The sequence below is a fragment of the Leptospira vanthielii serovar Holland str. Waz Holland = ATCC 700522 genome, from assembly GCF_000332455.1.
Lineage (GTDB): Bacteria > Spirochaetota > Leptospiria > Leptospirales > Leptospiraceae > Leptospira_A > Leptospira_A vanthielii.
On the sequence record NZ_AOGY02000014.1, the window covers coordinates 41,083 to 61,971 of the forward strand.

23 protein-coding genes are annotated in these 20,889 nt (G+C 40.3%); 13 read left to right on the forward strand and 10 right to left on the reverse strand.

Going from position 1 to position 20,889, the window contains the following annotated elements; translation table 11 throughout:
• Positions 1 to 187 precede the first annotated feature (187 nt).
• Genes LEP1GSC199_RS02440 through LEP1GSC199_RS02450 form a run of 3 tightly spaced genes read left to right on the forward strand, consistent with a single transcriptional unit; the run spans position 188 to position 2,558 of the window.
• Positions 188 to 478 carry an NAD(P) transhydrogenase subunit alpha part 2 gene (locus LEP1GSC199_RS02440; protein WP_039925846.1) on the forward strand — a complete coding sequence of 97 codons (291 nt, stop codon included), beginning with the start codon at positions 188 to 190 and terminating at the stop codon, positions 476 to 478.
• Positions 478 to 1,875, forward strand: a complete 1,398-nt coding sequence (locus tag LEP1GSC199_RS02445; protein WP_002977055.1) for an NAD(P)(+) transhydrogenase (Re/Si-specific) subunit beta — start codon at positions 478 to 480, stop codon at positions 1,873 to 1,875. The genes LEP1GSC199_RS02440 and LEP1GSC199_RS02445 overlap by 1 nt, the downstream gene beginning before the upstream one ends.
• Positions 1,876 to 1,886: 11 nt before the next feature.
• Positions 1,887 to 2,558 (forward strand): response regulator transcription factor, encoded by a 672-nt coding sequence (locus LEP1GSC199_RS02450; RefSeq protein ID WP_002977218.1) that lies wholly within the window; start codon positions 1,887 to 1,889, stop codon positions 2,556 to 2,558.
• A 75-nt stretch (positions 2,559 to 2,633) separates the two neighbouring features.
• Here LEP1GSC199_RS02450 and LEP1GSC199_RS02455 read toward each other — a convergent pair whose 3' ends face one another.
• Genes LEP1GSC199_RS02455 through LEP1GSC199_RS02475 form a run of 5 tightly spaced genes read right to left on the reverse strand, consistent with a single transcriptional unit; the run spans position 2,634 to position 9,051 of the window.
• The gene (locus LEP1GSC199_RS02455) at positions 2,634 to 3,647 is read right to left on the reverse strand and encodes a tetratricopeptide repeat protein (RefSeq protein ID WP_002976885.1); all 1,014 of its coding nucleotides are present in this window, start codon (positions 3,645 to 3,647) and stop codon (positions 2,634 to 2,636) included.
• Positions 3,637 to 5,247, reverse strand: coding sequence for a cytidylyltransferase domain-containing protein (locus LEP1GSC199_RS02460; RefSeq protein ID WP_002976927.1), 1,611 nt, complete (start codon positions 5,245 to 5,247; stop codon positions 3,637 to 3,639). Before LEP1GSC199_RS02460 ends, LEP1GSC199_RS02455 begins: the two co-directional genes overlap by 11 nt.
• Positions 5,222 to 6,772 carry a spiro-SPASM protein gene (locus LEP1GSC199_RS02465; RefSeq protein ID WP_002976982.1) on the reverse strand — a complete coding sequence of 517 codons (1,551 nt, stop codon included), beginning with the start codon at positions 6,770 to 6,772 and terminating at the stop codon, positions 5,222 to 5,224. The genes LEP1GSC199_RS02460 and LEP1GSC199_RS02465 overlap by 26 nt, the downstream gene beginning before the upstream one ends.
• A complete protein-coding gene (locus LEP1GSC199_RS02470) occupies positions 6,772 to 7,824 on the reverse strand; it encodes a putative peptidyl-prolyl cis-trans isomerase (protein ID WP_002977108.1) in 1,053 nt (350 codons plus the stop codon). Before LEP1GSC199_RS02470 ends, LEP1GSC199_RS02465 begins: the two co-directional genes overlap by 1 nt.
• Positions 7,825 to 7,836: 12 nt before the next feature.
• On the reverse strand, positions 7,837 to 9,051 hold the full coding sequence (locus LEP1GSC199_RS02475; protein WP_002977253.1) for an aspartate kinase: 1,215 nt from the start codon (positions 9,049 to 9,051) through the stop codon (positions 7,837 to 7,839).
• A gap of 104 nt (positions 9,052 to 9,155) precedes the next feature.
• Here LEP1GSC199_RS02475 and LEP1GSC199_RS02480 point away from each other — a divergent pair, with 104 nt between their 5' ends.
• On the forward strand, positions 9,156 to 10,091 hold the full coding sequence (locus LEP1GSC199_RS02480; RefSeq protein ID WP_002976866.1) for an acyl-CoA desaturase: 936 nt from the start codon (positions 9,156 to 9,158) through the stop codon (positions 10,089 to 10,091).
• A 4-nt stretch (positions 10,092 to 10,095) separates the two neighbouring features.
• On the opposite strand, the gene LEP1GSC199_RS02485 is transcribed toward LEP1GSC199_RS02480, so the two are convergent.
• The 4 genes from LEP1GSC199_RS02485 to LEP1GSC199_RS02500 are packed head-to-tail and all read right to left on the reverse strand — an operon-like array spanning position 10,096 to position 12,413.
• A complete protein-coding gene (locus LEP1GSC199_RS02485; RefSeq protein ID WP_002977217.1) occupies positions 10,096 to 10,605 on the reverse strand; it encodes a hypothetical protein in 510 nt (169 codons plus the stop codon).
• Positions 10,606 to 10,607: 2 nt separating this feature from the next.
• Positions 10,608 to 10,916 carry an LIC13255 family lipoprotein gene (locus tag LEP1GSC199_RS02490; protein ID WP_002977032.1) on the reverse strand — a complete coding sequence of 103 codons (309 nt, stop codon included), beginning with the start codon at positions 10,914 to 10,916 and terminating at the stop codon, positions 10,608 to 10,610.
• Positions 10,913 to 11,443, reverse strand: a complete 531-nt coding sequence (locus tag LEP1GSC199_RS02495) for an LEA/WHy family protein (RefSeq protein WP_002977071.1) — start codon at positions 11,441 to 11,443, stop codon at positions 10,913 to 10,915. Before LEP1GSC199_RS02495 ends, LEP1GSC199_RS02490 begins: the two co-directional genes overlap by 4 nt.
• Positions 11,433 to 12,413 (reverse strand): zinc-binding dehydrogenase, encoded by a 981-nt coding sequence (locus LEP1GSC199_RS02500; protein WP_232420586.1) that lies wholly within the window; start codon positions 12,411 to 12,413, stop codon positions 11,433 to 11,435. Before LEP1GSC199_RS02500 ends, LEP1GSC199_RS02495 begins: the two co-directional genes overlap by 11 nt.
• A gap of 70 nt (positions 12,414 to 12,483) precedes the next feature.
• Here LEP1GSC199_RS02500 and LEP1GSC199_RS02505 point away from each other — a divergent pair, with 70 nt between their 5' ends.
• The 7 genes from LEP1GSC199_RS02505 to kdsB are packed head-to-tail and all read left to right on the forward strand — an operon-like array spanning position 12,484 to position 17,499.
• Positions 12,484 to 13,278: an MlaD family protein gene (locus LEP1GSC199_RS02505; RefSeq protein ID WP_002976783.1), complete on the forward strand. Its 795-nt coding sequence runs from the start codon at positions 12,484 to 12,486 to the stop codon at positions 13,276 to 13,278.
• Positions 13,278 to 14,357, forward strand: coding sequence for a glycosyltransferase (locus tag LEP1GSC199_RS02510; protein WP_039925850.1), 1,080 nt, complete (start codon positions 13,278 to 13,280; stop codon positions 14,355 to 14,357). Before LEP1GSC199_RS02505 ends, LEP1GSC199_RS02510 begins: the two co-directional genes overlap by 1 nt.
• A gap of 21 nt (positions 14,358 to 14,378) precedes the next feature.
• Positions 14,379 to 14,585 carry a flagellar FlbD family protein gene (locus LEP1GSC199_RS02515; RefSeq protein WP_039925852.1) on the forward strand — a complete coding sequence of 69 codons (207 nt, stop codon included), beginning with the start codon at positions 14,379 to 14,381 and terminating at the stop codon, positions 14,583 to 14,585.
• Positions 14,586 to 14,598: 13 nt separating this feature from the next.
• A complete protein-coding gene (locus LEP1GSC199_RS02520; protein WP_002977117.1) occupies positions 14,599 to 15,381 on the forward strand; it encodes a motility protein A in 783 nt (260 codons plus the stop codon).
• A 10-nt stretch (positions 15,382 to 15,391) separates the two neighbouring features.
• Complete coding sequence (gene motB, locus LEP1GSC199_RS02525) at positions 15,392 to 16,225, forward strand: flagellar motor protein MotB (RefSeq protein WP_002972845.1); 834 nt, start codon at positions 15,392 to 15,394, stop codon at positions 16,223 to 16,225.
• Position 16,226: 1 nt separating this feature from the next.
• A complete protein-coding gene (locus tag LEP1GSC199_RS02530; protein WP_002972703.1) occupies positions 16,227 to 16,754 on the forward strand; it encodes a flagellar basal body-associated FliL family protein in 528 nt (175 codons plus the stop codon).
• A gap of 4 nt (positions 16,755 to 16,758) precedes the next feature.
• Positions 16,759 to 17,499, forward strand: a complete 741-nt coding sequence (kdsB, locus tag LEP1GSC199_RS02535) for a 3-deoxy-manno-octulosonate cytidylyltransferase (RefSeq protein ID WP_002977021.1) — start codon at positions 16,759 to 16,761, stop codon at positions 17,497 to 17,499.
• Positions 17,500 to 17,516: 17 nt separating this feature from the next.
• Here kdsB and LEP1GSC199_RS02540 read toward each other — a convergent pair whose 3' ends face one another.
• Entirely contained in the window at positions 17,517 to 18,452 is a 936-nt protein-coding gene (locus tag LEP1GSC199_RS02540; protein WP_051999723.1) for an AraC family transcriptional regulator, read from the reverse strand.
• Positions 18,453 to 18,614: 162 nt separating this feature from the next.
• Here LEP1GSC199_RS02540 and LEP1GSC199_RS02545 point away from each other — a divergent pair, with 162 nt between their 5' ends.
• Together LEP1GSC199_RS02545 and LEP1GSC199_RS02550 are read left to right on the forward strand one after the other, a co-directional pair.
• Positions 18,615 to 19,658 carry an alpha/beta hydrolase gene (locus tag LEP1GSC199_RS02545; RefSeq protein ID WP_232420589.1) on the forward strand — a complete coding sequence of 348 codons (1,044 nt, stop codon included), beginning with the start codon at positions 18,615 to 18,617 and terminating at the stop codon, positions 19,656 to 19,658.
• A gap of 20 nt (positions 19,659 to 19,678) precedes the next feature.
• Positions 19,679 to 20,728 carry an NAD(P)-dependent alcohol dehydrogenase gene (locus LEP1GSC199_RS02550; RefSeq protein WP_002977131.1) on the forward strand — a complete coding sequence of 350 codons (1,050 nt, stop codon included), beginning with the start codon at positions 19,679 to 19,681 and terminating at the stop codon, positions 20,726 to 20,728.
• The last annotated feature ends 161 nt before the right edge of the window (positions 20,729 to 20,889 follow it).

Genomic DNA, 20,889 nt, shown 5'->3' on the forward strand with positions numbered 1-20,889 from the left:
AGTAACACTAACAAAGAGTTGGTGTTCACTGGTCTCTTTCGAAGTCTTTTTCATCAGTTGTGAGGGGAAGAATTTGGCACAGAGCCTGAAAATTCGGGAAAACCACCTCCCAGACGAAGCGAGGTGGCAAAACCATGTAAAATTTTGTTTCCAAAATGGCCAATTTTTCCATAACTACTTCTAGTATATGGAAATATTTGTTACAGCCGTCACGATTTTCGTTTTAGCGATCTTCGTGGGATTTGAAATCATCACAAAAATCCCTCCCATCCTCCACACCCCTCTTATGTCGGGTTCTAACGCCATTTCCGGCATTACCTTAATTGGTGCGCTCTATGCTGCCGGAATCCAAGAGAGTAACATCACAAAAATTTTGGGATTACTCTCTGTTATTTTTGCTACGATCAACGTAGTGGGTGGGTTTCTCGTAACTCACAGAATGCTCGGAATGTTTAAGAAAAAGGATTCACCAAAATAATGGAACTAGTCAGTATTCTTAACCTTTCTTATCTCGTTGCTTCCATACTTTTCATCGTTGGAATCAAACAATTAGCTCATCCAAAAACGGCATCACGAGGAAACTTACTCGGCGCCTTGGGTATGTTTATCGCCGTAGTCGCAACTCTCTTTGACCAAGCCATCTTAACTTATGATTGGATCATTGTTGGCGTTCTTATTGGTTCAGCGATCGGTATCATCTTAGCGATCAAAATCCAAATGACTGCAATGCCACAACTTGTTGCTATTCTCAATGGATTTGGTGGGATTGCTTCCGTTTTTGTTGCGGGAGCAGCATTACAACTTTCCATTCCTAAGTATGCATTTGCAGTCAACTACCAAGAGATTGTTTCCATAGTATTCTCTGCGATAGTTGGTGGGATCACTTTCTCTGGAAGTTTTATCGCCTTCGGTAAGTTACAAGGTTTCATTACAGAAAAAGCCGTTCGTTATCCTGGTGACCAACTAGTAAAAATTTTAGTCGGTCTTACGGCAGTCGGCCTTGGTGTTTACGGATGTTTAGAACCTACGGACGAATCCATATATTGGATTTTAAGTGGTGTGAGTTTACTTCTTGGTATCTTCCTTGTGATCCCGATTGGGGGAGCAGACATGCCGGTTGTGATTTCCCTCCTTAACTCGTATTCAGGGATTGCAGCATCCGCAACAGGATTTGTTCTTAACAATAACGTTCTTATCATTGCAGGATCTCTTGTAGGAGCCTCTGGAATTATTCTAACGCAGATCATGTGTAAAGCGATGAATCGAAGTTTGACGAATGTTTTATTCGGTGGATTCGGGGCTGTCGCTACAGAAATGAAAGATGATGGCGATTTTTACTCTGGTAAAATCAAATCAACCAGCGCAGATGAAGTGGCTATGCTCTTGGATGTTGCAAGAACTGTAGTGATTGTCCCTGGTTATGGTATGGCTGTAGCACAAGCGCAACATGCAGTACGTGATTTGTACCAACTTCTTACTGCACGCGGTATCGATGTAACATTTGCAATCCATCCAGTTGCGGGTCGGATGCCTGGGCACATGAACGTATTACTTGCAGAAGCAGATATTCCTTATGATCGATTGAAAGAGATGGACGAGATCAATAGTACTTTCGAAAATGTTGATGTTGTGATCGTCAATGGTGCGAATGATGTCACTAACCCACTTGCAAAAACAGATCCAAAATCACCGATTGCCGGTATGCCGATTTTGGATGTGGGAAATGCAAAAACGGTAGTTGTGATTAAACGTTCCTTGAGTCCTGGATTTGCCGGAGTGCCTAACCCACTCTTCATCGCTGACAACTGTTTGATGTTGTTTGGTGATGGTAAAAAAGCAACGCAAGAGATGATCGCAGCTTTAAAAGAATCTTAGAGCCGGAAAATATGAAGAAACAAGTCTATATCGTTGATGACCACCCTCTTGTAGTAGATGCACTACAAAACTTAATTGCTAAATCAGAAGATTTAGAGTGCATCGGGAGTGCGGATAACATTGAAAAATCATTTAATGATATAGAAAAACTGCAACCAAGTTTGGTCTTAATTGATATCCAACTCAAACAAAACCAAAATGGTTTGCAGTTACTCAAACGCCTAAGAACTACTTTTCCAAATATCGCCGTCATCATTATCAGTATGTTGACGGATGATACCTTTGTGGATCGTGCTTTCAAATTAGGTGCGATGGGTTATGTTTTCAAAGAAGACACAACCACACAAATTGTAGAAGCCATCCATACCGTTCTAAAAGGTGATTATTTTGTAAGTTCCTCACAAGCCACTCGTTTGTTAGGTCACTTATACAGAGCTTCCCAAAAAGACGAAAAAGACCCAATTGATAGATTATCGAATCGTGAATTGGAAGTGTTTCTTATGATCGGTGAAGGGATGCCTGTGAAGGAAATTGCCGCCAATATGGGACTTGCTCCCTCTACGATTGAAACTTTACGCTCTCGGATCAAATCCAAACTCAGCATTACGGAGAACGAAAAACTCATCCGTGTGGCGGTAGAATGGAAATACACCCAAGCTAAAACGGATATTGTTGTTTCTTAATTTTTCATACAACTATATTTGAAAACACGAGTGTTGATACTCGTATTCAAATATAGTTAATTCAATAGAAGAAAATTAATACCTAAGTTTAAAATAGTGATAAAGTAAATCTTTTCCCTCACGGGAAGAGAGTAACATTCTGTAAGCTTCGGCAATTTTAGATTCGTTTTGGGATTGTTTTTGGATGAAATGAAAGAAGTCGTTGGCTCTTTCGTCATACCCTAAGTTCAAAAGTAAATTTAAGTAAAAACTTTGGTCGTATTCATCAGCAAATGGTGAGTAGGCGATGGGTCTCAGTAGATTTTCCGCATCTCTCCATTTGCGAATTTCAAAATAACACCGTGCGTAAACTTTTTTCTCTCTCCATCCAAGAAGTCTCTGGTTTTTTACATACGTAAGTGATTTTTTAGGATCTTTTTCTGTCATGTAAACCACACGGCCCATCAGATGGGATGCTTGTATGTGTTTTGGATCTTGTTCTAAGATGGTGACAAGTTCTGTTTTCGCTTTTTCTGTTTCATTGAGTTCTAAATAAGTTTTTGCCAAAATAAACTTTGCTTCGTTGTAGTTTGTTTTATATTCAAGTGATTTGTTTAAAGATAAAATTGCATTGTTATAATCTTTTAAAATATAATAAGCAAGCCCCAGATTGTAATGATAAAATGGATTGTAAGGAGAGATTTGGTTGGTTTCCATCCAAGTATTTTTGGCTTCGGACCAACTGTCTTCTTGTGCGTAAATCATCCCGAGTAAAAAACTTGCGGCCTCATGGTTGGGTTCTTTTTTAAGGGCTTTGTTTAAACTTTCTTTTGCCTCTTGCCATTCCATTCGAGAGTATAACAAACTTCCGTTTAAATAATCATACTCAGGATAAGATTTATAAACTTCTGTTTGGATTTTTTTCCATTCGGTATCAGCTAAAACAAACCTCCCATAACGGAGGGCATTGATAATATTACGACTGACTTTTTCTAATTCAATCTTTGCATTGATTTCGATGGTTTCTTTGTCTTCTGTTTCCGAGAAAACAGGATTTACAGAGAAAAATAGAGTAAGACCAAATAATAGAATTTGAATTTTAGCTTTCATAAATTGATTCTAACCATTTCAAAATTTTTAAGTGAGCATCGCGAACTAATTTTATTTTTGAATGAGGAAAAGACTTTGGGAAACTTTGCTTCTGAGGTAAAGAGGTGAGAGATCCTATATAGGGAATTCCCATTTCCTTTTCTGCAAACTCACCTAAGGATTCATGAATCGGCGTAATTCCTACTAAAGATACTTTTTTCCCATTGGCCACAGATTCCATCATGGTCTGGCCAAAATAGGTTAACACAAAGTCAGAGGTTTGAATTTCTTTTAAAAACTGTATATAGGACAATCGGGGATAGTATTTAATGTCTTCTGATTTTGGCTTTGTCCCACCGATTCTTACCAACGAATTTATATTAGGTGCCAAGTTTCTATTGGTTTGGTTTAAAAATTGTAACAGGTAAGTATCAATTTGTTCTGATTCTTTGTGATTGAGGTTTCCGGCATACACAAGAACTCGTCCCAGGACTGAAACTTCATTCCAATCCAACTCAGAGAGTGGGGAACTATAATAGGAGATAACCTCTTCATTGGTTTTTGGAGCGAATGGATTGGGTAAAAAGAAACTAGCATTGGCTTCATTTGGCAGATGATTGAGATTATCAATATAAAACTGATTCACCAAAGCGAATTCGTTTTCTCGAACATCCAAAATATGTGGTAAGTTTGGCGAATTGGAATCGACTTCTGTAGAAAGTTCTACATGGAAGCCTTTCATTTCTAAAAACAAGGATAGGGACTTACATCGTTCTAAGTGTCCACTTCCAAATAACGATGGTTCTCCATAAACGATTCGCACTTTTTTTGATTCTTGGTTTAACTTGGGTAGTGGGAAAACCACTTGTTCCACAGAGGAATTAATCGAAAAAATTTCTGGTTTGTCTTTTGTTAGTTGGATGACTTCTTCGGCTCCAAAAAAAGAATTTTTGGCTCCTAATTCTCTCCATAGTTGACAAACGAGTTCATAGTCTTTTGGTTCATCCACCGTGATACGTAGAGAATTAAGGCTAATCTCCGTTAAATGACTGAGATGGGGTGGATGAAGCCTGTATTGTTTATGAATTTCTGGATGTTCTTTGATGTGTAGGGAGACATGTTCGGTGTGCCTTTCGGGGGCCGGGCTTTCGGTTTCATACAGTAGAGACTCTCGTGAAAAACACTCGACACCCATCCCAAGAGGTAGGCCTACCATAGAAAGACTGTAATAGGTATCGGAGATTGTCGTTATGGCTTCATACAAATACCGAAGGGATTCTAAATCAATATAGGGATTATCGCCTGTTAAACGAAAAATATGTTTGGCATCAAACTTGCGACTCGCTTTACGAAAGCGGTCCCGTACATCCTTCTCAGATCCAACAAAGGATTGGTAGTTCCTTAGATTTAAATAATCGAAAAGTTCGTAATCGCCTTCAGGAACTAAAAAAACGATCTGCTCTTTTGGAAAGATGGTAGAAAGTCGGCTGTGGATATGGTCAAGGACTGAAGTATTTGATTCTTCCGGTATGGATTTTAGAATCTTTTTGGGAAGTCGTGTGGATCCTAGTCTTGCCTGAATGAAGGCAAAACAATCACGCGTTGAAAGTATACCACTCATCACAACTCAAACAAGGAGCAGGAATTTTTCCATGTTCACCATTAAAACTTAATTTAAAAAAATCTAATCCCTTTCGCCAAATATCACTTAACGATTCTGAATACAAATTTCCAATCACTTCGGTTTGGTTTTGTTTGCAAATGGATACATTGCCATTGACAGAAACAGATAAGTCACGAACCAAATGCCAACAATAATCTCTGTGAATCGGAGTGAGATCACTTACCCTACGTTCGGGAAGTTTGTTTGCAAAGGTATTGTATTTTTGTAAGATGATATTGATTCCTTTTTTCTCAAAGAAAGTAAAATAAGGATCAATCTCCTCTTCTACTTCTTTCATTTTGATCATTTGAACATGTAGTGACTTACTCGGGAGAATCTCAGCAAGTAAATCAATCGTTTTTAAAACATTCTCCAGTTCTGATTTTCCATATAAGGATTTATACACTTCTGGCTTTAAAGTTGTTACATTTACGATAATACAGAGTTTTTCTTTTTCGGAAGAATCCAAACTGTTTACGAGAGAAAGTAATGATTCCGTATTTGTATAAAGTGCGGTTTCAATAATGAGTTCAGATAAGGAACTTAGTTTTAAGATATCTGTTACGACAGATTGAAAGTTTGGATGCAGGAGGGGTTCTCCATTTCCAGAGAGGCTAATGGTAATTTGTGAATTTAGTTCTGCATTGAGTTTGGAAATGGTTTTTTTCACATCCTCTAAAGAAACAAAACTTCCGTCATTAGTTTTGTCCGTAAACTCACGCGGACAAAATGTACATTTGAGCTCACAACCTTTATATATTTCCCATTCCAGATAGGAAGGGACACTGCGAAATAATTCCGGGTTTTCTTTTAGTTTAGGAAGTAAGTTTTCGTAGGGCAACACTTCACCAAGGGATAATAAACCTTGAATAAGAGTGAGTGAACGAAAAGAAGCCAAACGAAAGTCGAGTCGTAATTGGCGCAGGTCTGGTGCTTGGAAAAAAATATCTACATCATATTGGTTGATATTCTTTAGAAAAAACGAATGGACATCTGTAACTAAAGTATCTGGTAACGATGTGAGAAATTCCCGTGTGATGATGGTGGGTATGAGTCCCGGCGGTAAGTTTTCCGAATAAGAATACTGACTAAAAAAATTTTTATGACGGCCCCATGCTTTTTCTGTTAGCTGAGAGTCGAGAAGTGGAGAAATTCCGGTAAAATAAAGAAAACAAACTTCGTCCCAATCAGGATCTTTGAATTTAGATTCGGGTAAAAGTTTTCCCAGTTTGAGTAGGAATTCATACTCCTTGGAAACATCTTCATGGAGTTTGAGTTTGTCTTTCAGGGAACTGGAAATAATTTTTTCAGAAAGTGTGGAATCTGTATTGATATGGATTTGGATTCCAGGAAATACTTGGGACAATCGATGCAGAAATTCTTCCCACAATTCCACTTTAAAGTTTTGATTTAAAAAATGAATGGATTGGGAGTCCAAATAGACTACCGCAAAACTTGGATTATAGTCCTTTCGGTTCATCATCAGTCTATGTTGTATTTTTCTTCCGGGTTACTGATGCTGTGTTCTTTGATGTAGATGGGATCAAAGATAGAAATAGATGTATTTTTCCGTGTATTGGTAACCCATTCTTCAAAAGAGGTTTGTTCCTTTTCTCTAAATAAAAACCCTTGGATTCCTTTTCTAACTGCATCCAAAGGAGTTGGTCTCATTCCTTCAATATAAACCAAACAATAACGTTTGCGATCATCGCGAAAAACTTCAGAAATTTTTCCGGGACCACCTACTTGTGATAATACGGAGGCTGTGGTTGGATGCGTTTTGAACAACTCAAAAGTAGGAACCCAGTTGACCAAACCCCCATTCAAACGATAACGCGATTCATTTCTTGGACCAGAGGCCACTAGTTTAAAAAATGAGGGATCTTTTAACGATTTATTTCTAATTTCTGTAAGTTCGTTGAAAACTCGGGATTCTTCATCAATGGATGCATTGGATGGTGAAAATACAATTTCTCGAAATTTAAACTCAGATCCTACCTTCGATTTGTTTTTGTTATACCATGCTAGAACTTCTTGTTCTGAAGGGAGAGGTGGACTGACTTTAATTTGTAGGAGTTGGCCTTTTTTGATTTGGTATGGTAAATCTTCCAACCAAACATCATAGGGTAAATTAAATTGGGTTTGGACAGCCTTTTTAAATTGTTCTAAGTCGCTGATCCCTTGTGCTTCCATCCTTTTTTGGATTTCTGCTTCGATCCGTTTTTCATTTACCTGGATAGATTCTTCATCGGCAACATTGTCCACAACAGCTCTATCGATTAAAAAATCAATGACCTGGGCGTGGAGGGATCCTTTTTTTCGATAGTTAGGAAAGAATCGAGATAGGTTTTTATACCGTTCGATTCCTTCTTCATAATCCAAACTGGAAATGGACTTGGGTCCAACGATGGCCATAACCGCATTTAAGGATTCGTAGGAACTTAAACTTATGAGAGGGGCAAATAGAAGGCTAAAGACAATTACCGGTGCAAAAAACAAAACGAAAATTTGAGATAATCGTGATCCTTTTTGCATACGGTCGTAAACTTACCCGATGAACGTGGTATGTAAAGCCTTTACTGCATCTTCCGCTTGGTTTTGTTTAATGACGCAGGAAATTTTAATCTCTGATGTCGAAATCATTTCAATATTGATGTTTTTTTCAGCAAGTGATTGGAACATTTTAGCGGCCACACCTACGTGCGATTTCATCCCAACACCTACTGCAGAAACAATAGAGATGTTTTCATCGAACTCTGCCTTTCCATTTCCATGGTCTTTTGCGTAAGCCTCGATGATTGGTTTTGCAGCTGTTAGGTCTTTTTTCGCAATGGTAAAGGAAATGGTATTGATTCCATCTCTTGGTGACGATTGAACTATGACATCCACTATCACATCTTTATTTGCTAATTGTGTAAACAACTCTGCCGCAATCCCTGGTTTGTCTTTTACATCAGCAATGGTCACTCGTGCTTGGTCACCTTTGGCTGTGACTCCACTTACTTTCATTTTTTCCATAATTTTGTCCTCACTCATCACTAAAGTTCCCGGTTTGTCATGGAAACTGGATCGTACGTGGATGACCACGTTATAGTTCATACCTAATTCCACACTCCGAGAGTGAAGGACTCCAGCACCAAGGCTTGCGAGTTCCAACATTTCTTCGTATGTAATTTGTTTGTGCATCTTTGCGGTTGGAATTTTACGTGGATCGGCCGTGTAAACACCATCCACATCTGTATAAATTTCACATTCATCGGCACCGAGAGCTGCGGCAAGTGCTACGGCAGATGTATCACTTCCTCCGCGACCAAGGGTGACAATGTTTTCGTCTTTATCAATTCCTTGGAAACCGGCAACGATGACCACCTTCCCTTTGTTAAATGCTTCATCAATACGAGAGCGATCGATCATTTCAATCTTTCCGTTAGAAAAGTTTCCATCGGTAAGAATTTTTAATTGAGAGCCAGTAAAGGACTGAGCAGGGACTCCGAGTTCGTTTAGCGCAATGGCAAGAAGTGCAATCGACACTTGTTCTCCAGTGGAAAGCAACATGTCCATTTCTCGTTTTGGAGGATTTTTAGAAATCTGATCGGCCAAGTCGACAAGTTCGTCAGTAGTATGTCCCATTGCAGATACTACAACGGCAACTTTTTGGCCTTCATCGTGGTAACGTTTGATACGTTTGGCCACATTTTGGATTTTAGTGGTGTCACCAACGGAGGTTCCACCGTATTTTTGGACAACGATTTTCGATGACATGGGTTTATGGACAGGGTGCTATAAGCAAATCGGGAATCAAGTAGAATGAATTTTTTTGCAACCAAACACCAGTGGAGGACTCCAATAAGTATAGGTTTATTTGAATGAATTCTTCTCCCTCTACTGTAACGCCCGTTGTCAAAGAACGAGCACCCTTACTTTTCCTCGTTTTGTTCTTATTAGTTCAGGCCACAGTCCTCACTGTTTTTACTGTTCCGTTTTCCTGGTCTCTCGTTTGGGTGGCTGTTGGATCCTACTTTCTTCGGATGTTTGGAATTACCGCGGCCTACCATCGTTACTTTTCCCACGCTTCCTTCAAAACCTCTCGGGTTTTCCAATTTGTTTTGGCCTGGATTGGGGCTATGGCAATGCAAAAAGGTCCTCTTTGGTGGGCTGCACATCACAGAAACCACCACAAGTATTCCGACACAGAAAAGGACATTCATTCTCCCAGCCGGAAAGGGTTTTGGTACTCTCACATGTTTTGGTTTCTTCGAGATGATTATAACGATTACGAAGCCAAACTCATTCCTGATTTTTACAAGTATCCGGAACTTCGTTTTCTCGATCGTTACCATTGGATCGCCCCTTTGAGTTACGCGGTTTTACTGTACACCGTCGGTGGATGGGGCTGGCTTGTGTATGGATATGCAGTATCTACTTTCGTTTTGGGACACGCCACTTGGACGATCAATTCTTTATCACATGTGTATGGTTCAGTTCGGTATGATTCTAGGGATACAAGTAAAAACAATCTATGGCTTGCCCTTCTTACTATGGGAGAAGGTTGGCATAACAACCACCATTACTATTGTTCATCTGCCAACCAAGGTTTCTATTGGTATGAAGTCGATGTTTCGTATTATATTTTAAAAACTCTAAGTTGGTTTGGAGTTGTTTGGGACTTAAAAAAACCACCAAAGAAAGTTTTAGAAGAAGGACTTCTTCGTGACAGGGAACAAAAAGAAAAAAAACGTATGTTACAAGAATCGAAACAACCGGCTAAGTTAAAAAATAAAGTGGGAGTCCTTTCTACTTAAGAGTTTATACTCCCAATCGTTTGCGAATGTCAGCCGGGATACTTTGGATCGAATCGTATCTTTTTTTCTTTCCCCCCGGCAGGGACACATAATAAAATCCGTTGATCATTTCTAAAAAGTAATCCTCTCCTTTTTCCCCTAAAGATCTGTTGTCCAGTTCCTTTACCATCTTTTGGTATTTGGAAGGAAGGAGATTCCAATTCATATAATTGGTAACTACTCCTTGGTCGTTAACAGTATAAGCACCATCTTGGTGGAGGATTTTGGTTCCATTATAATCAAAAATTTCCATAACCTTTAGGTTTGTGTCTTTTGCGGATTTGGAATCTTTTTTGGATTTTCCAGCAGAGGAGTTGGATGGGTCATCGGCCCCAGATCCTTGTTTTGATTTTGAGTTAGCGGGCGTTTCTTTTTTTCTCAGCTTTCCAAATAAAAGTAGTGAAACACCAGCAAACAGAAGTGAAACGAATAAGAAAATTTCTGGAGTGGATAAATCAAATAAGTAACGCCACATAACTATTTGAAGCTTGTACCAATTGCCTTACAAGAACCTGGAACATAGCCCTCTGTGTTCCAGGTAACGCAATCAATGAGTTCAATGGCTCGAAAACAAAGTTTCAGATCATCAATTTTAACTCTTCCGAGTAGTAGTGCTCCTGGAAGTTTGTTCGTGCCACAAGCTGAATTTTTCAGAGCATAGGTTTCAAATGTTTTTTGGTTTCCTTCCGGTGCCGAATAAAACAAGTCGTCTCGATTTTGGATGCAATGGAAAGATAACCCAGCAAAAACAAAGAGGATCCATACCCCCGAAACAAACCATTTCATTTTTTTAGTTTGATCCGAGAGACTTCCCGGACGGGAATAGGAAGTTTTCCAAACACACTATCCACTTCGACCGTGCCGTAAATTTCGAACTCAGCCTCTTCCCCGCGTTTTGCTGCTTCAGAGAGTTGTCTTGCTAAAAGTAAAAGTTTAGGAAGGATCGATTGTTTTTGTTCTGGAATGAGTTTCAGAACCACGAGCGACTCCGATTTTGGTTCCACTTCTAAGGGAGATTCATTTTGAAGTTTTCCAATGTATTCTTTTCCATTCGCAGTGATGAGTTGGATTTCCAAATCAAATTGATAAATACTAACTTTAGTATCGTTTGGGTTCTGAACTGAAACTTGCGGGTACAAATCAACTAAAGGAATGATCGGAAAGTTAGGATTTGGTTTTAAGTCAATACGAACATCCACCAAATCAAACTTACACGCCTTAAGACTTTCTAAATTTTTCTTTGTATCACTCAAACAATGATTGAATGAAAATGAAGATACGAAAGCAAATAAAAATAAGATTCTACGGACCAAATACTACCTTCCCTTCGGTCATATGTTGTTTATAAAACTCCAAACCTTCTTTGTATTCCTCAAACTTAAATCGTTTGTTGATTTTGGTTTGGAAAACGGTTTTAAGAAATTTTTGTGCTTCTTTGGCTTGTTTTTGGAATTCTTCCAATCCAATTTCATAAATCCAAGAGGATAACCAAAACCCTTCGATCTTTTTGTTTTGGAATAACATAATTCCCGCATTCACCGCAAATGGTTTTTCTGACAAAGCACCATAACATACAATTTTTGATCCATAAGGCATACATTCCACAAGGGATTGTGCTGTTTCCCCGGCTACCGCATCAATGGCATAGGTTGCGTTTAATTTTTTAGAAATTTTATATAAATCTTTTTGATAGTTGGGGGAAGAGGAATTAAGTATATTTTCTGCTCCAATTTCAGTGAGACTATCTTCTTGTTCTTTTTTTCGCACAACATTGATTAGTGGAATTCCCCGTTCTTTACATAGTCGTACTACCATTTTGCCCAGAGCACTGGCAGCAGCAGTTTGAATCATGGCAGGATGGCCTTCTTTCGCACAACGAGATACCATAGCCCAAGCAGTCATTGGGTTTACAAAAAAACTAGATCCTTCGTCAAGAGTCACTCCATCCACTAACGGCAAACAGTTGTCTTCGGTAGTAATCATGTACTCAGCCCAGGTCCCATCATTTTGTGGCGCCACACAGGAGACATTCATCCCCACTTTTAGAGTTTTGATCGCACTCCCTACGGCATCGATGGTCCCACTTGCTTCAAATCCTGCAGACACGGGTGCTTTTTTTTTGAAACCATAAAGTCCACGAATGAACATGAGGTCGGAAGGATTGATGGGAGAAAGATGGATTTTGATCCGAACTTCATTTTCTTTCGGTGTAGGAATTTCTTTTTCCCTAAGTTCTAATTGTGGTTCGGTTTCGTCGTATTTTAGGATGGTGACTGCTTTCATCTTCTCCCATTCAGTCATTTAAAATCTGCTTGCCAACTCTTTCTTTCGAAGGAAGAATTTTAAGTCTGCCGTGAAATCAAAAAAGTTATCGAAGGAAACCCTAACAGGAATCGTTTTTTTTTCTATTTTGGTCTTTGCTTTTTTCACCACCGTCATTGAACCGGATCGTCCGGCCAAAAAATATCCTTACAGGTTATCCCTTTTTTACTCTAGAATCGATGGAATCAAAGAAGGTACTGAAGTTAGAATTTTAGGAATTCAAAAAGGGTATGTGGCCCATATCGATTCCAGACCTCTTCTCGATGTACCGGATCGTCGTTTTTTAGACCATAACATGGATCATGCGATTGAACTCCATATTGCCTTAGAAGATCCATTAACTCTTTGGGACAATTATGAAGTGGATTTCCAAACGATCACTTTATTTTCCGGAAGGATCATCAATATCAATCCAGGAAGTTCCGATGGAAAACGTCCCTTTTTTAAACCGACATTTCGTGAAGGGGAAAAATCCCCCGACTATTTGCCCTCGGCTCGGTATTTTGATGATTTTTTTAAGGCAACTTCGGTCACTATGGAAGAAAATCGATCGGATCTTCGGCAAATCACATTGGATTTTCGTTCGATCACCGATAAATTAAATCATACAGAAGGCACAATTCCCAAATTAATTGGTGATACAGAAATGTATGATGAACTTCTTGCGACGATTAAAGACGCAGAAACGATAGGAAAAGAAGGACGGCGTTATATGGAGAGTTCCCGAAATTTGGAGAGCACCATGCCAATACCTTTTTTGATTACAGCATCGTATTACGGACGTACAACGCCAATTACGGGAAGAAGGATTGGACCACAAAACTAATGAAAGTTGCAATTATACATGATTGGCTCACCGGTATGCGCGGTGGAGAAATAGTTCTAGATAGTTTAATTAAAGCATTTCCCGAAGCGGATTTATTTACTCTTTTTTATTCCAAAGGAAAACTTAACGAAAGGATTGAAAGCCGTAAAATCACAACGGCGTTTACAAACAACCTTCCTTTCAAAGAAAAATATTACCGTTACTACTTACCGGTTTTTCCCACTGCCATTGAGTCTTTAGACCTTAAAGGATATGATGTCGTAATTAGTTCTTCGCACTGTGTTGCTAAAGGAGTCATCCCTCATCCAGATACGTTTCATTTAAGTTATATCCATAGTCCTATGCGTTATGTTTGGGATATGTATTACGATTATTTTCCAAGTAGGAAAGGTTTTAAGTTTTTTCTATTACAATCGATAGCCAACTACCTTCGTACTTGGGATGCTGCCTCGGCGAATCGAGTGGATTATTTTACGTGTAACTCTCATTTTGTGGGAAGACGAATTCAAAAGTATTATAGACGTGATTATAAAATTATTTATCCACCTTGTTTGCCCCAAGATTTCCGAGTCCATGATGTTTCGAAAGATGATTATTATCTGATGGTCTCGGCCTTTGCTCCTTACAAAAAAATCGACTTAGCCATTGAGGCTTTCCGCGAAAATGGAAAACCACTCATCCTTGTCGGTGGGGGCCAGGAAGAGGGGAAACTTGTCAAAAATTTACCAAAAAACATCCTTTGGAAAAAGGGTCTGCCTCGCACCGAGGTGATTGAACTCTACAAAAAAGCTCGTGGGTTTATCTTTCCTGGGATGGAGGACTTTGGGATCACTCCTGTCGAGTCCCAGGCCTATGCCACTCCGGTCATTGCTTATGGGAAGGGTGGAGCTTTGGAGTCGGTCAAAGAGGACCGAACTGGGGTATTTTTTAAAGAACAGACCGTAAAATCCTTAAATGAGGCCATCCAAAGGGCAGAAAAGATCCAGTTCAAACGCGGAGATTTCCAAAATTCCATCAATCGATTTACGGAAGAAAAATTCGTAAGCGAAATTCGAAAGGTAGTCGATAGACATAAGTAGAAATCTCTGAAGGGGGATCTCCTGGTCATTTTACATCGACTCAAAGGTGCGGAATTTGTTCTCAATGCAGATTTGATTGAGACCATTGAAGCAAATCCAGATACGATCATTACTCTTGTAAATGAAAAGAAATTCATTGTACAAGAGCCCGTCGCGGAAGTTGTGGAAAAAGTGGTGTCCTACAAAACTAGGATCCATGGTCTCCCCCGAGTCAAAGAAGATGCCTGAGGAAACATAAGAAATGGATATAGCTACAGTCATTGGTTTGGCCCTTGGAGTGGCCTTGATGTTACTTGGGGTGGTTTCGGGGGGTCTGGCCTTAACAGACTTAATCGATATTCCCTCGGTGATGATTACATTTGGTGGTGCGGCAGCCGCTACGATCATTTCCTTCCCTTGGACTTCCACCATTGGTGTGGGGGCAGTGACAAAAAAAGCCTTTCAAAATCCACCTTCTGACTTACCGGGTCTCATTACGACACTTGTTAGTTTTTCGGAGAAAGCTCGCCGTGAAGGTTTACTTGCCTTGGAAGATGATATCAATGAACTTCCTGAAGAATTTTTAAAGAAGGGAATCCAACTCGTTGTGGATGGAGCAGACCCGGAACTTGTTCGAAATATTATGGAAACCGAAATTGGGAACACGGCCACAAGGCATGCTTACGGTCGTGCATGGTGGGATGCTTACGCTGGTTTTGCGCCAGGGTTCGGGATGCTTGGGACCCTTGTGGGTCTTGTGGGGATGTTAAAGAACTTAGGTGGTGGGGATGCGAGTGCCATTGGACAAGGTATGGCGACAGCTCTTATTACCACACTGTACGGATCGTTAGCGCAGAACTTATTTGCAGCACCAGTTGTAAGAAAACTAACAAGACGATCGGAAGATGAACTAGTGATCAAACAAGTTATGGTGGAAGGAACATTATCTATTCAGTCAGGGGACAACCCACGGATTGTAAAAGAGAAGTTGGCGAGTTTCTTAACTCCTGCAGAAAGAACTGCACTCAAAGACGACGGAGATTAATACCTAAACCATGGCGTCCAAAAAAGAAAAATGTCCTGAGTGTATCCAAAAAGTTCCCGAGTTCATGGCAACTTACGGGGACATGGTAACACTTCTCCTTTGTTTCTTTATCCTTTTGTATACAACGGGTAAAACAGATGCGAAGGAGATGCAGATCATTTTGTCTGCATTCAAATCCACAACAGGATTTTTTACCGGGGGACAAACTCTTTCTAAGGGATCTTTGGAAGAAATGGGAATGCAGATCGAGTCTCTCCCATCGCAAGTAGTGGGACGTAACCTTTCCAAAGCAAAAAAAGATGCACATGAAGTTTTTAAACCAGAAGTAGAAGCTGGGAAAGTTCGAATTTCTGAAAATGAAAGAGGACTTGTGATTTCGCTCGTTGGAGCTGATTATTTTTATCCAGGTTCAGCGATTTTAACACCGACCATTCGAGAAACATTACGAAAAGCAGCTGGCCTTATCAAAGGACTCGAACGATTTGTCCGCGTCGAAGGACATAGTGATGATGATGCTGTCAATCCTGTGAACCGTCCAGGAAGAGAAGAAAGAGAATATATTAATAACTGGGATTTGGCGGGAGCCAGAGCCGTAAACGCTACCGTTTTTATGATCAATTCAGAAGAAATTGAGCCAAGTTGGTTCCAAGCTGTAAGTTTTGGATCCTATAGACCTCTTGTATTGGAAAATGAAGGTACACCGGAAGCTAAAGCTTTCAATCGTAGAGTGGATATCATCATCCTAACCGAGAAGTCTACCAAACGTGCGCCAGGAGAAAGCAAATACGGACTCCCTGACACTCGTTTGCCGAACACTGAAACAAATGTAGAAGGAGAATTTTAACATGGGTGACCGTGAAGTAGATGAAGAAGAAGGTGGGTTAGCCGAAGGTAGTTCCGCCTCCGCAGGGATGTCCCCCATTGTAAAATGGTTATTGTACATCGCTGCTGCCATTTTTGGGATTATCATTGTAACCGTTATATCGATGTTTGTTGCTCAAAAGACGGCAACAAGTGTGTTTAAACAACAAAAGAATATCTCTCTTGTGAAAGCTCCCCCTCCTTTGGAAGTTTACACATTTCAAGAAGAATTTAGAGTGAATACTTCTGATGTTGGTGAATCACACTTTGTTAAGTTAAAGATGTCGCTTGGATTTGAATCTGGCCAACCAGCTCTATCTGCGGAACTTGCTGCACGTGTTGCTCAAATGCAAAATATCATTAACTTAGTTATTGCTCGCAAAACAAAAGACGATTTAAAATCCATTACCAACCAATTGGATTTACGTGAAGAAATCAAAGCCCACCTAAATCACATTTTGACCAATGGAAAAATCAAAGAGGTTTACTTTACCGAGTTCTTGGTAAACTAGGACTATGTCCGACCAAATCCTCGGTGTGATCCCTGCACGCTTCGCGAGCACAAGGTTTCCCGGAAAACCACTGGCCCTCATTGGAACTAAACCAATGATCCAGTGGACCTACCACCACGCTTCTCTTTCCAAATCTTTCCACCGTTTGGTGGTCGCCACCGACGATAAACGAATCCATGATGTGGTTTTAGCCTTTGGTGGGGAATCTGTATTCACAAGTCCCGACCATCCGACGGGCACCGACAGAATCATTGAAGTGGCAGAAAAGTATCCAAATTATGGAATCATTGTCAACATCCAAGGCGATGAACCGGGGATGGAAGCAAACCTGATCGATGGAGTGGTGGGATTAAAAACCAAACACCGAAATTGGGAAATGACAACAGCGGCGGTTCCCTTTACCTCTGCAGAAGACCCAAAAGATCCTAACAAAGTCAAGGTGGTCTTTGATCGCAACGGACGAGCCAATTATTTTTCTCGTTCCCCGATCCCAGCTTCTTTCAAAGCCGACGCCAAGTATTTTCGGCATTTAGGGATCTATGCTTATGAACGGGATTTTTTAATGCATTATAACCAACTGCCGGCTTCTGATTGGGAAACTGTGGAGTCACTAGAACAACTCCGTGCCTTGCAGAATGGATCAACAATCGGGGTTTACCTTTCGGAGAAAGCGAACCTCGGTGTGGATTCGCCTGCCGATTTAGAAGTGGTGATCGCAGAGTTTAAAAAGAAAGGTTTGATTTAGAAAAGGTAAAACCTTTCTTAATTTTCCACTGCTAACAATTGTTGGGTTTGGTCCTTTGCGGGTGACAATCCAAAATACCGTTTGTATTCCCTGCTAAATTGAGATGGGCTTTCATATCCCACACGTTCTGCCGCAGTGATGGCATTGGTTCCTTCTGTAATCATCAAACTTCTCGCCTTTTGTAATCGAACGGATTTAATGTACTGCAATGGAGATGAGTTCGTGACTGCTTTAAAACAAACATGAAATGTGGATACACTCATCCCACAGGCCATTGCCAATTCGCCAATATCTAAATTTTGGTCATATTCTTTATGAATGCGAGTGAGGATTTGCGAAATTTGGAAAAACTTTCGGTTTCGATGCGCTAATGCTTGTAAGGCTTCGCCATTTTCACCCGTTAACACACGATAGATGATTTCTCGAACGATGGATTTCCCGAGAACTAAACTATCGGCTTTGGAACCGAGAGTTTGGATGAGACGTAGCGATGCATCTGATATTTCTTCTGTGACACTGGCTCCATAAATTCCTTTTGGTAAATTTTCTCCCGTATACTTTGTTTCCTCAGTGAGAAGTAAAATTTCTGCAACCTCTGCTGGATCCACTTCGATTCCAAATCCCAAGATAGGTTTGTTCACGTCCGCCACGGCATCACATTCCAAAGGAATGGGAACCGAAAGAACTAGATACTGAGTGGGATCGTAAGAATAGGTATCCTCGCCGATGAAAACACGTTTTTTTCCTTGGGCCATGAGAATGATTCGTGGGTGGTAGGTCAGAGGGACTCGGACAAAAGAATGATCGATGCGAAAGAGAGTGAGTCCCGGGACTTGGGTCTCCAGGTTTTTTTCCTTTGGTAAAAAGCCGGAGAGGATCTTTGAGATCTCTTCGTTGTTTTTTTGGATTGGATCCATTTTCTCATTGGAATCCCAATCTTCCCGAGAATTCAATCAATATTTTTGATTTTCATAGGAATAGGCAAGGTTTTGGATTTCTGTGTATTGTTTGGACTAAATTTAAGGAGTATTATGCAAGCATACCTTTGGGGGATATTACCGAATTCTGAATGGTTTGAGAAGGATGGTAGGGCCAGGCAAAGGGAGGAGAAAGGAATGAAAATTCATCAATTCATACAAAAGTTCAGTATCATCGGAATTCTCATGAGTTTGGGAATGGGTTGTTTGCCTTGGGATACTTGGGACAAAACATTTCCGCGAAGTGAGAAAGTAGAACATAAAAAAGTTCAATTTATGAATCGGTATGGAATCAAACTGAAGGGCGACTTGTATCTACCCAAAGATCGGGGTTCGGAACCTTTAGCGGCCCTTGCCATCAGTGGCCCGTTTGGTGCCGTGAAAGAACAGTCATCGGGACTATATGCACAGACGATGGCAGAAAAAGGTTTTGTCACTCTTGCCTTTGATCCTTCGTACACTGGGGAAAGTGGGGGCGAACCTCGTAATGTTGCCTCTCCCGATATCAATACAGAAGACTTTAGTGCGGCGGTTGATTACCTTGGTTTGTTATCCAATGTGGATCGAAACCGAATTGGAATCATCGGCATTTGCGGGTTTGGGGGAATGGGGCTCAATGCGGCCGCGGTAGACAAACGCATCAAAGCAGTGGTCACAACTAGTATGTATGATATGTCCCGAGTGATGGCGAAAGGATTGAATGATAGCCTAACAAAGGAAGAGCGATCAGCATTATTAGAATCGTTAAGTGAAAAGCGTAATGTAGATGCCAAAAATGGAAAACCGGCTCCAGGACCTAGAATCCTTCCAGAAACATTAGAAGGGAACACGAGTCCGATCACGGAGGAATTTTTTCAATATTATAGAACGGAAAGAGGGTTTCATAAAAATTCACCGAATTCGAATGGAGCATGGACTGCCACGACACCATTCTCTTTTATGAATATTCCTCTTCTCACTTATGTGAAAGAAATTTCACCAAGGCCGATTTTACTCATCGCTGGTGATTCGGCTCACTCACGTTACTTTAGCGAAGATGTATTTAAAGAAGCTAGTGAACCAAAGGAACTCATCATTGTGCCAAATGCCAATCATGTAGACTTGTATGACAAAAAGGATAAAATTCCTTTTGTTAGAATTGAATCCTTCTTTAAAGAACATTTAAAAGTAAGTTTAAAATAAAAAATAGGTAGGAATCAAATATGATCCAAACAAAAGGAATCGCTGCATTAAAAGTAAAGGAAGCTCTTGTTCCCTATCGGTTCGAACGAAGAGATCCAAAAGAGTATGATGTTGTCATTGATATCAAATACTGCGGGATTTGTCATTCAGACATCCATATGACAAGAGATGAATGGGGATTTGGTTCTCCATTTCCAATGGTGCCAGGTCATGAAATTGCCGGTGTTGTTAGAACTGTGGGAACAAAGGTCACTAAATACAAGATTGGGGACCGTGTGGGTGTAGGTTGTATGGTGGATTCTTGTCGTGAATGTGCCCATTGTAAAGAAGGAATGGAACAGTATTGTATCCCTGGAAATACAATGACATATGGTTCTATGGAAAGAGATGGATCGGCCATTACCCAAGGTGGATATTCTGATGTGATTGTTGTGAATGAAGACTTTGTCCTTCGAATACCAGACAGTTTGCCTTTGGACAAAGCGGCTCCACTTTTATGCGCTGGAATCACCACCTATTCTCCGTTAAATCATTGGAATGCCGGCCCAGGGAAAAAAGTAGCCGTGATGGGACTTGGTGGTCTTGGACATATGGCTGTAAAAATCGCCAAGGCAATGGGTGCGGAAGTGACTGTCCTTAGTCAGTCAGAGAAAAAAGAAATTGATGCAAAGAAGTTAGGTGCCGATGTTTTTCTAATCACAAAATCTCCGAAAGTGTTTCAGGAAAATACATTACGTTTTGATCTGATCATCAATACGGTATCTTCTGCTGATTTGAATATGGCAAATTATTTTGGTCTACTCAAAATGGATGGTACTCTTGTATCGGTGGGAGCACCAGAAAAACCGCTGACCATTGATCCTTTTCCACTAATTCTTATGAGGCGTAATTTTGCTGGGTCAGTGATTGGCTCGATCAAAGAGACACAAGAGATGTTGGATTTTTGTGGGAAACACAATATCACTCCAGAAATTGAACTCATCGAGCCAAACCAAGTGAACGATGCTTATGCGAGAGTATTAAAAAGTGATGTTCGTTACCGGTTTGTGATTGATATGGGAAAAATCTAAATTTGTGTTCGTTGAGAATGGATAGAGTCGGGTTTCCGTAGCTATTGAATAGTAGCAGGTTTCCAGATCTGATTCGATAAAGCCCACAACTGGTTGCCGACAGAATCGATCGTTTTTTTAACCCCTGTTCTGAATTGAAAAACTAACAGGGGTTAAAAAAA

Excerpts from the sequence above, each read along its gene's own strand:
- LEP1GSC199_RS02440 (WP_039925846.1), top strand. The coding sequence starts at position 188 with ATGGAAATATTTGTTACAGCCGTCACGATTTTCGTTTTAGCGATCTTC.
- LEP1GSC199_RS02445 (WP_002977055.1), top strand. The coding sequence starts at position 478 with ATGGAACTAGTCAGTATTCTTAACCTTTCTTATCTCGTTGCTTCCATA.
- LEP1GSC199_RS02450 (WP_002977218.1), top strand. The coding sequence starts at position 1,887 with ATGAAGAAACAAGTCTATATCGTTGATGACCACCCTCTTGTAGTAGAT.
- LEP1GSC199_RS02455 (WP_002976885.1), bottom strand. The coding sequence starts at position 3,647 with ATGAAAGCTAAAATTCAAATTCTATTATTTGGTCTTACTCTATTTTTC.
- LEP1GSC199_RS02460 (WP_002976927.1), bottom strand. The coding sequence starts at position 5,247 with ATGAGTGGTATACTTTCAACGCGTGATTGTTTTGCCTTCATTCAGGCA.
- LEP1GSC199_RS02465 (WP_002976982.1), bottom strand. The coding sequence starts at position 6,772 with ATGATGAACCGAAAGGACTATAATCCAAGTTTTGCGGTAGTCTATTTG.
- LEP1GSC199_RS02470 (WP_002977108.1), bottom strand. The coding sequence starts at position 7,824 with ATGCAAAAAGGATCACGATTATCTCAAATTTTCGTTTTGTTTTTTGCA.
- LEP1GSC199_RS02475 (WP_002977253.1), bottom strand. The coding sequence starts at position 9,051 with ATGTCATCGAAAATCGTTGTCCAAAAATACGGTGGAACCTCCGTTGGT.
- LEP1GSC199_RS02480 (WP_002976866.1), top strand. The coding sequence starts at position 9,156 with ATGAATTCTTCTCCCTCTACTGTAACGCCCGTTGTCAAAGAACGAGCA.
- LEP1GSC199_RS02485 (WP_002977217.1), bottom strand. The coding sequence starts at position 10,605 with ATGTGGCGTTACTTATTTGATTTATCCACTCCAGAAATTTTCTTATTC.
- LEP1GSC199_RS02490 (WP_002977032.1), bottom strand. The coding sequence starts at position 10,916 with ATGAAATGGTTTGTTTCGGGGGTATGGATCCTCTTTGTTTTTGCTGGG.
- LEP1GSC199_RS02500 (WP_232420586.1), bottom strand. The coding sequence starts at position 12,413 with ATGAAAGCAGTCACCATCCTAAAATACGACGAAACCGAACCACAATTA.
- LEP1GSC199_RS02510 (WP_039925850.1), top strand. The coding sequence starts at position 13,278 with ATGAAAGTTGCAATTATACATGATTGGCTCACCGGTATGCGCGGTGGA.
- LEP1GSC199_RS02520 (WP_002977117.1), top strand. The coding sequence starts at position 14,599 with ATGGATATAGCTACAGTCATTGGTTTGGCCCTTGGAGTGGCCTTGATG.
- motB (WP_002972845.1), top strand. The coding sequence starts at position 15,392 with ATGGCGTCCAAAAAAGAAAAATGTCCTGAGTGTATCCAAAAAGTTCCC.
- LEP1GSC199_RS02530 (WP_002972703.1), top strand. The coding sequence starts at position 16,227 with ATGGGTGACCGTGAAGTAGATGAAGAAGAAGGTGGGTTAGCCGAAGGT.
- kdsB (WP_002977021.1), top strand. The coding sequence starts at position 16,759 with ATGTCCGACCAAATCCTCGGTGTGATCCCTGCACGCTTCGCGAGCACA.
- LEP1GSC199_RS02545 (WP_232420589.1), top strand. The coding sequence starts at position 18,615 with ATGAAAATTCATCAATTCATACAAAAGTTCAGTATCATCGGAATTCTC.
- LEP1GSC199_RS02550 (WP_002977131.1), top strand. The coding sequence starts at position 19,679 with ATGATCCAAACAAAAGGAATCGCTGCATTAAAAGTAAAGGAAGCTCTT.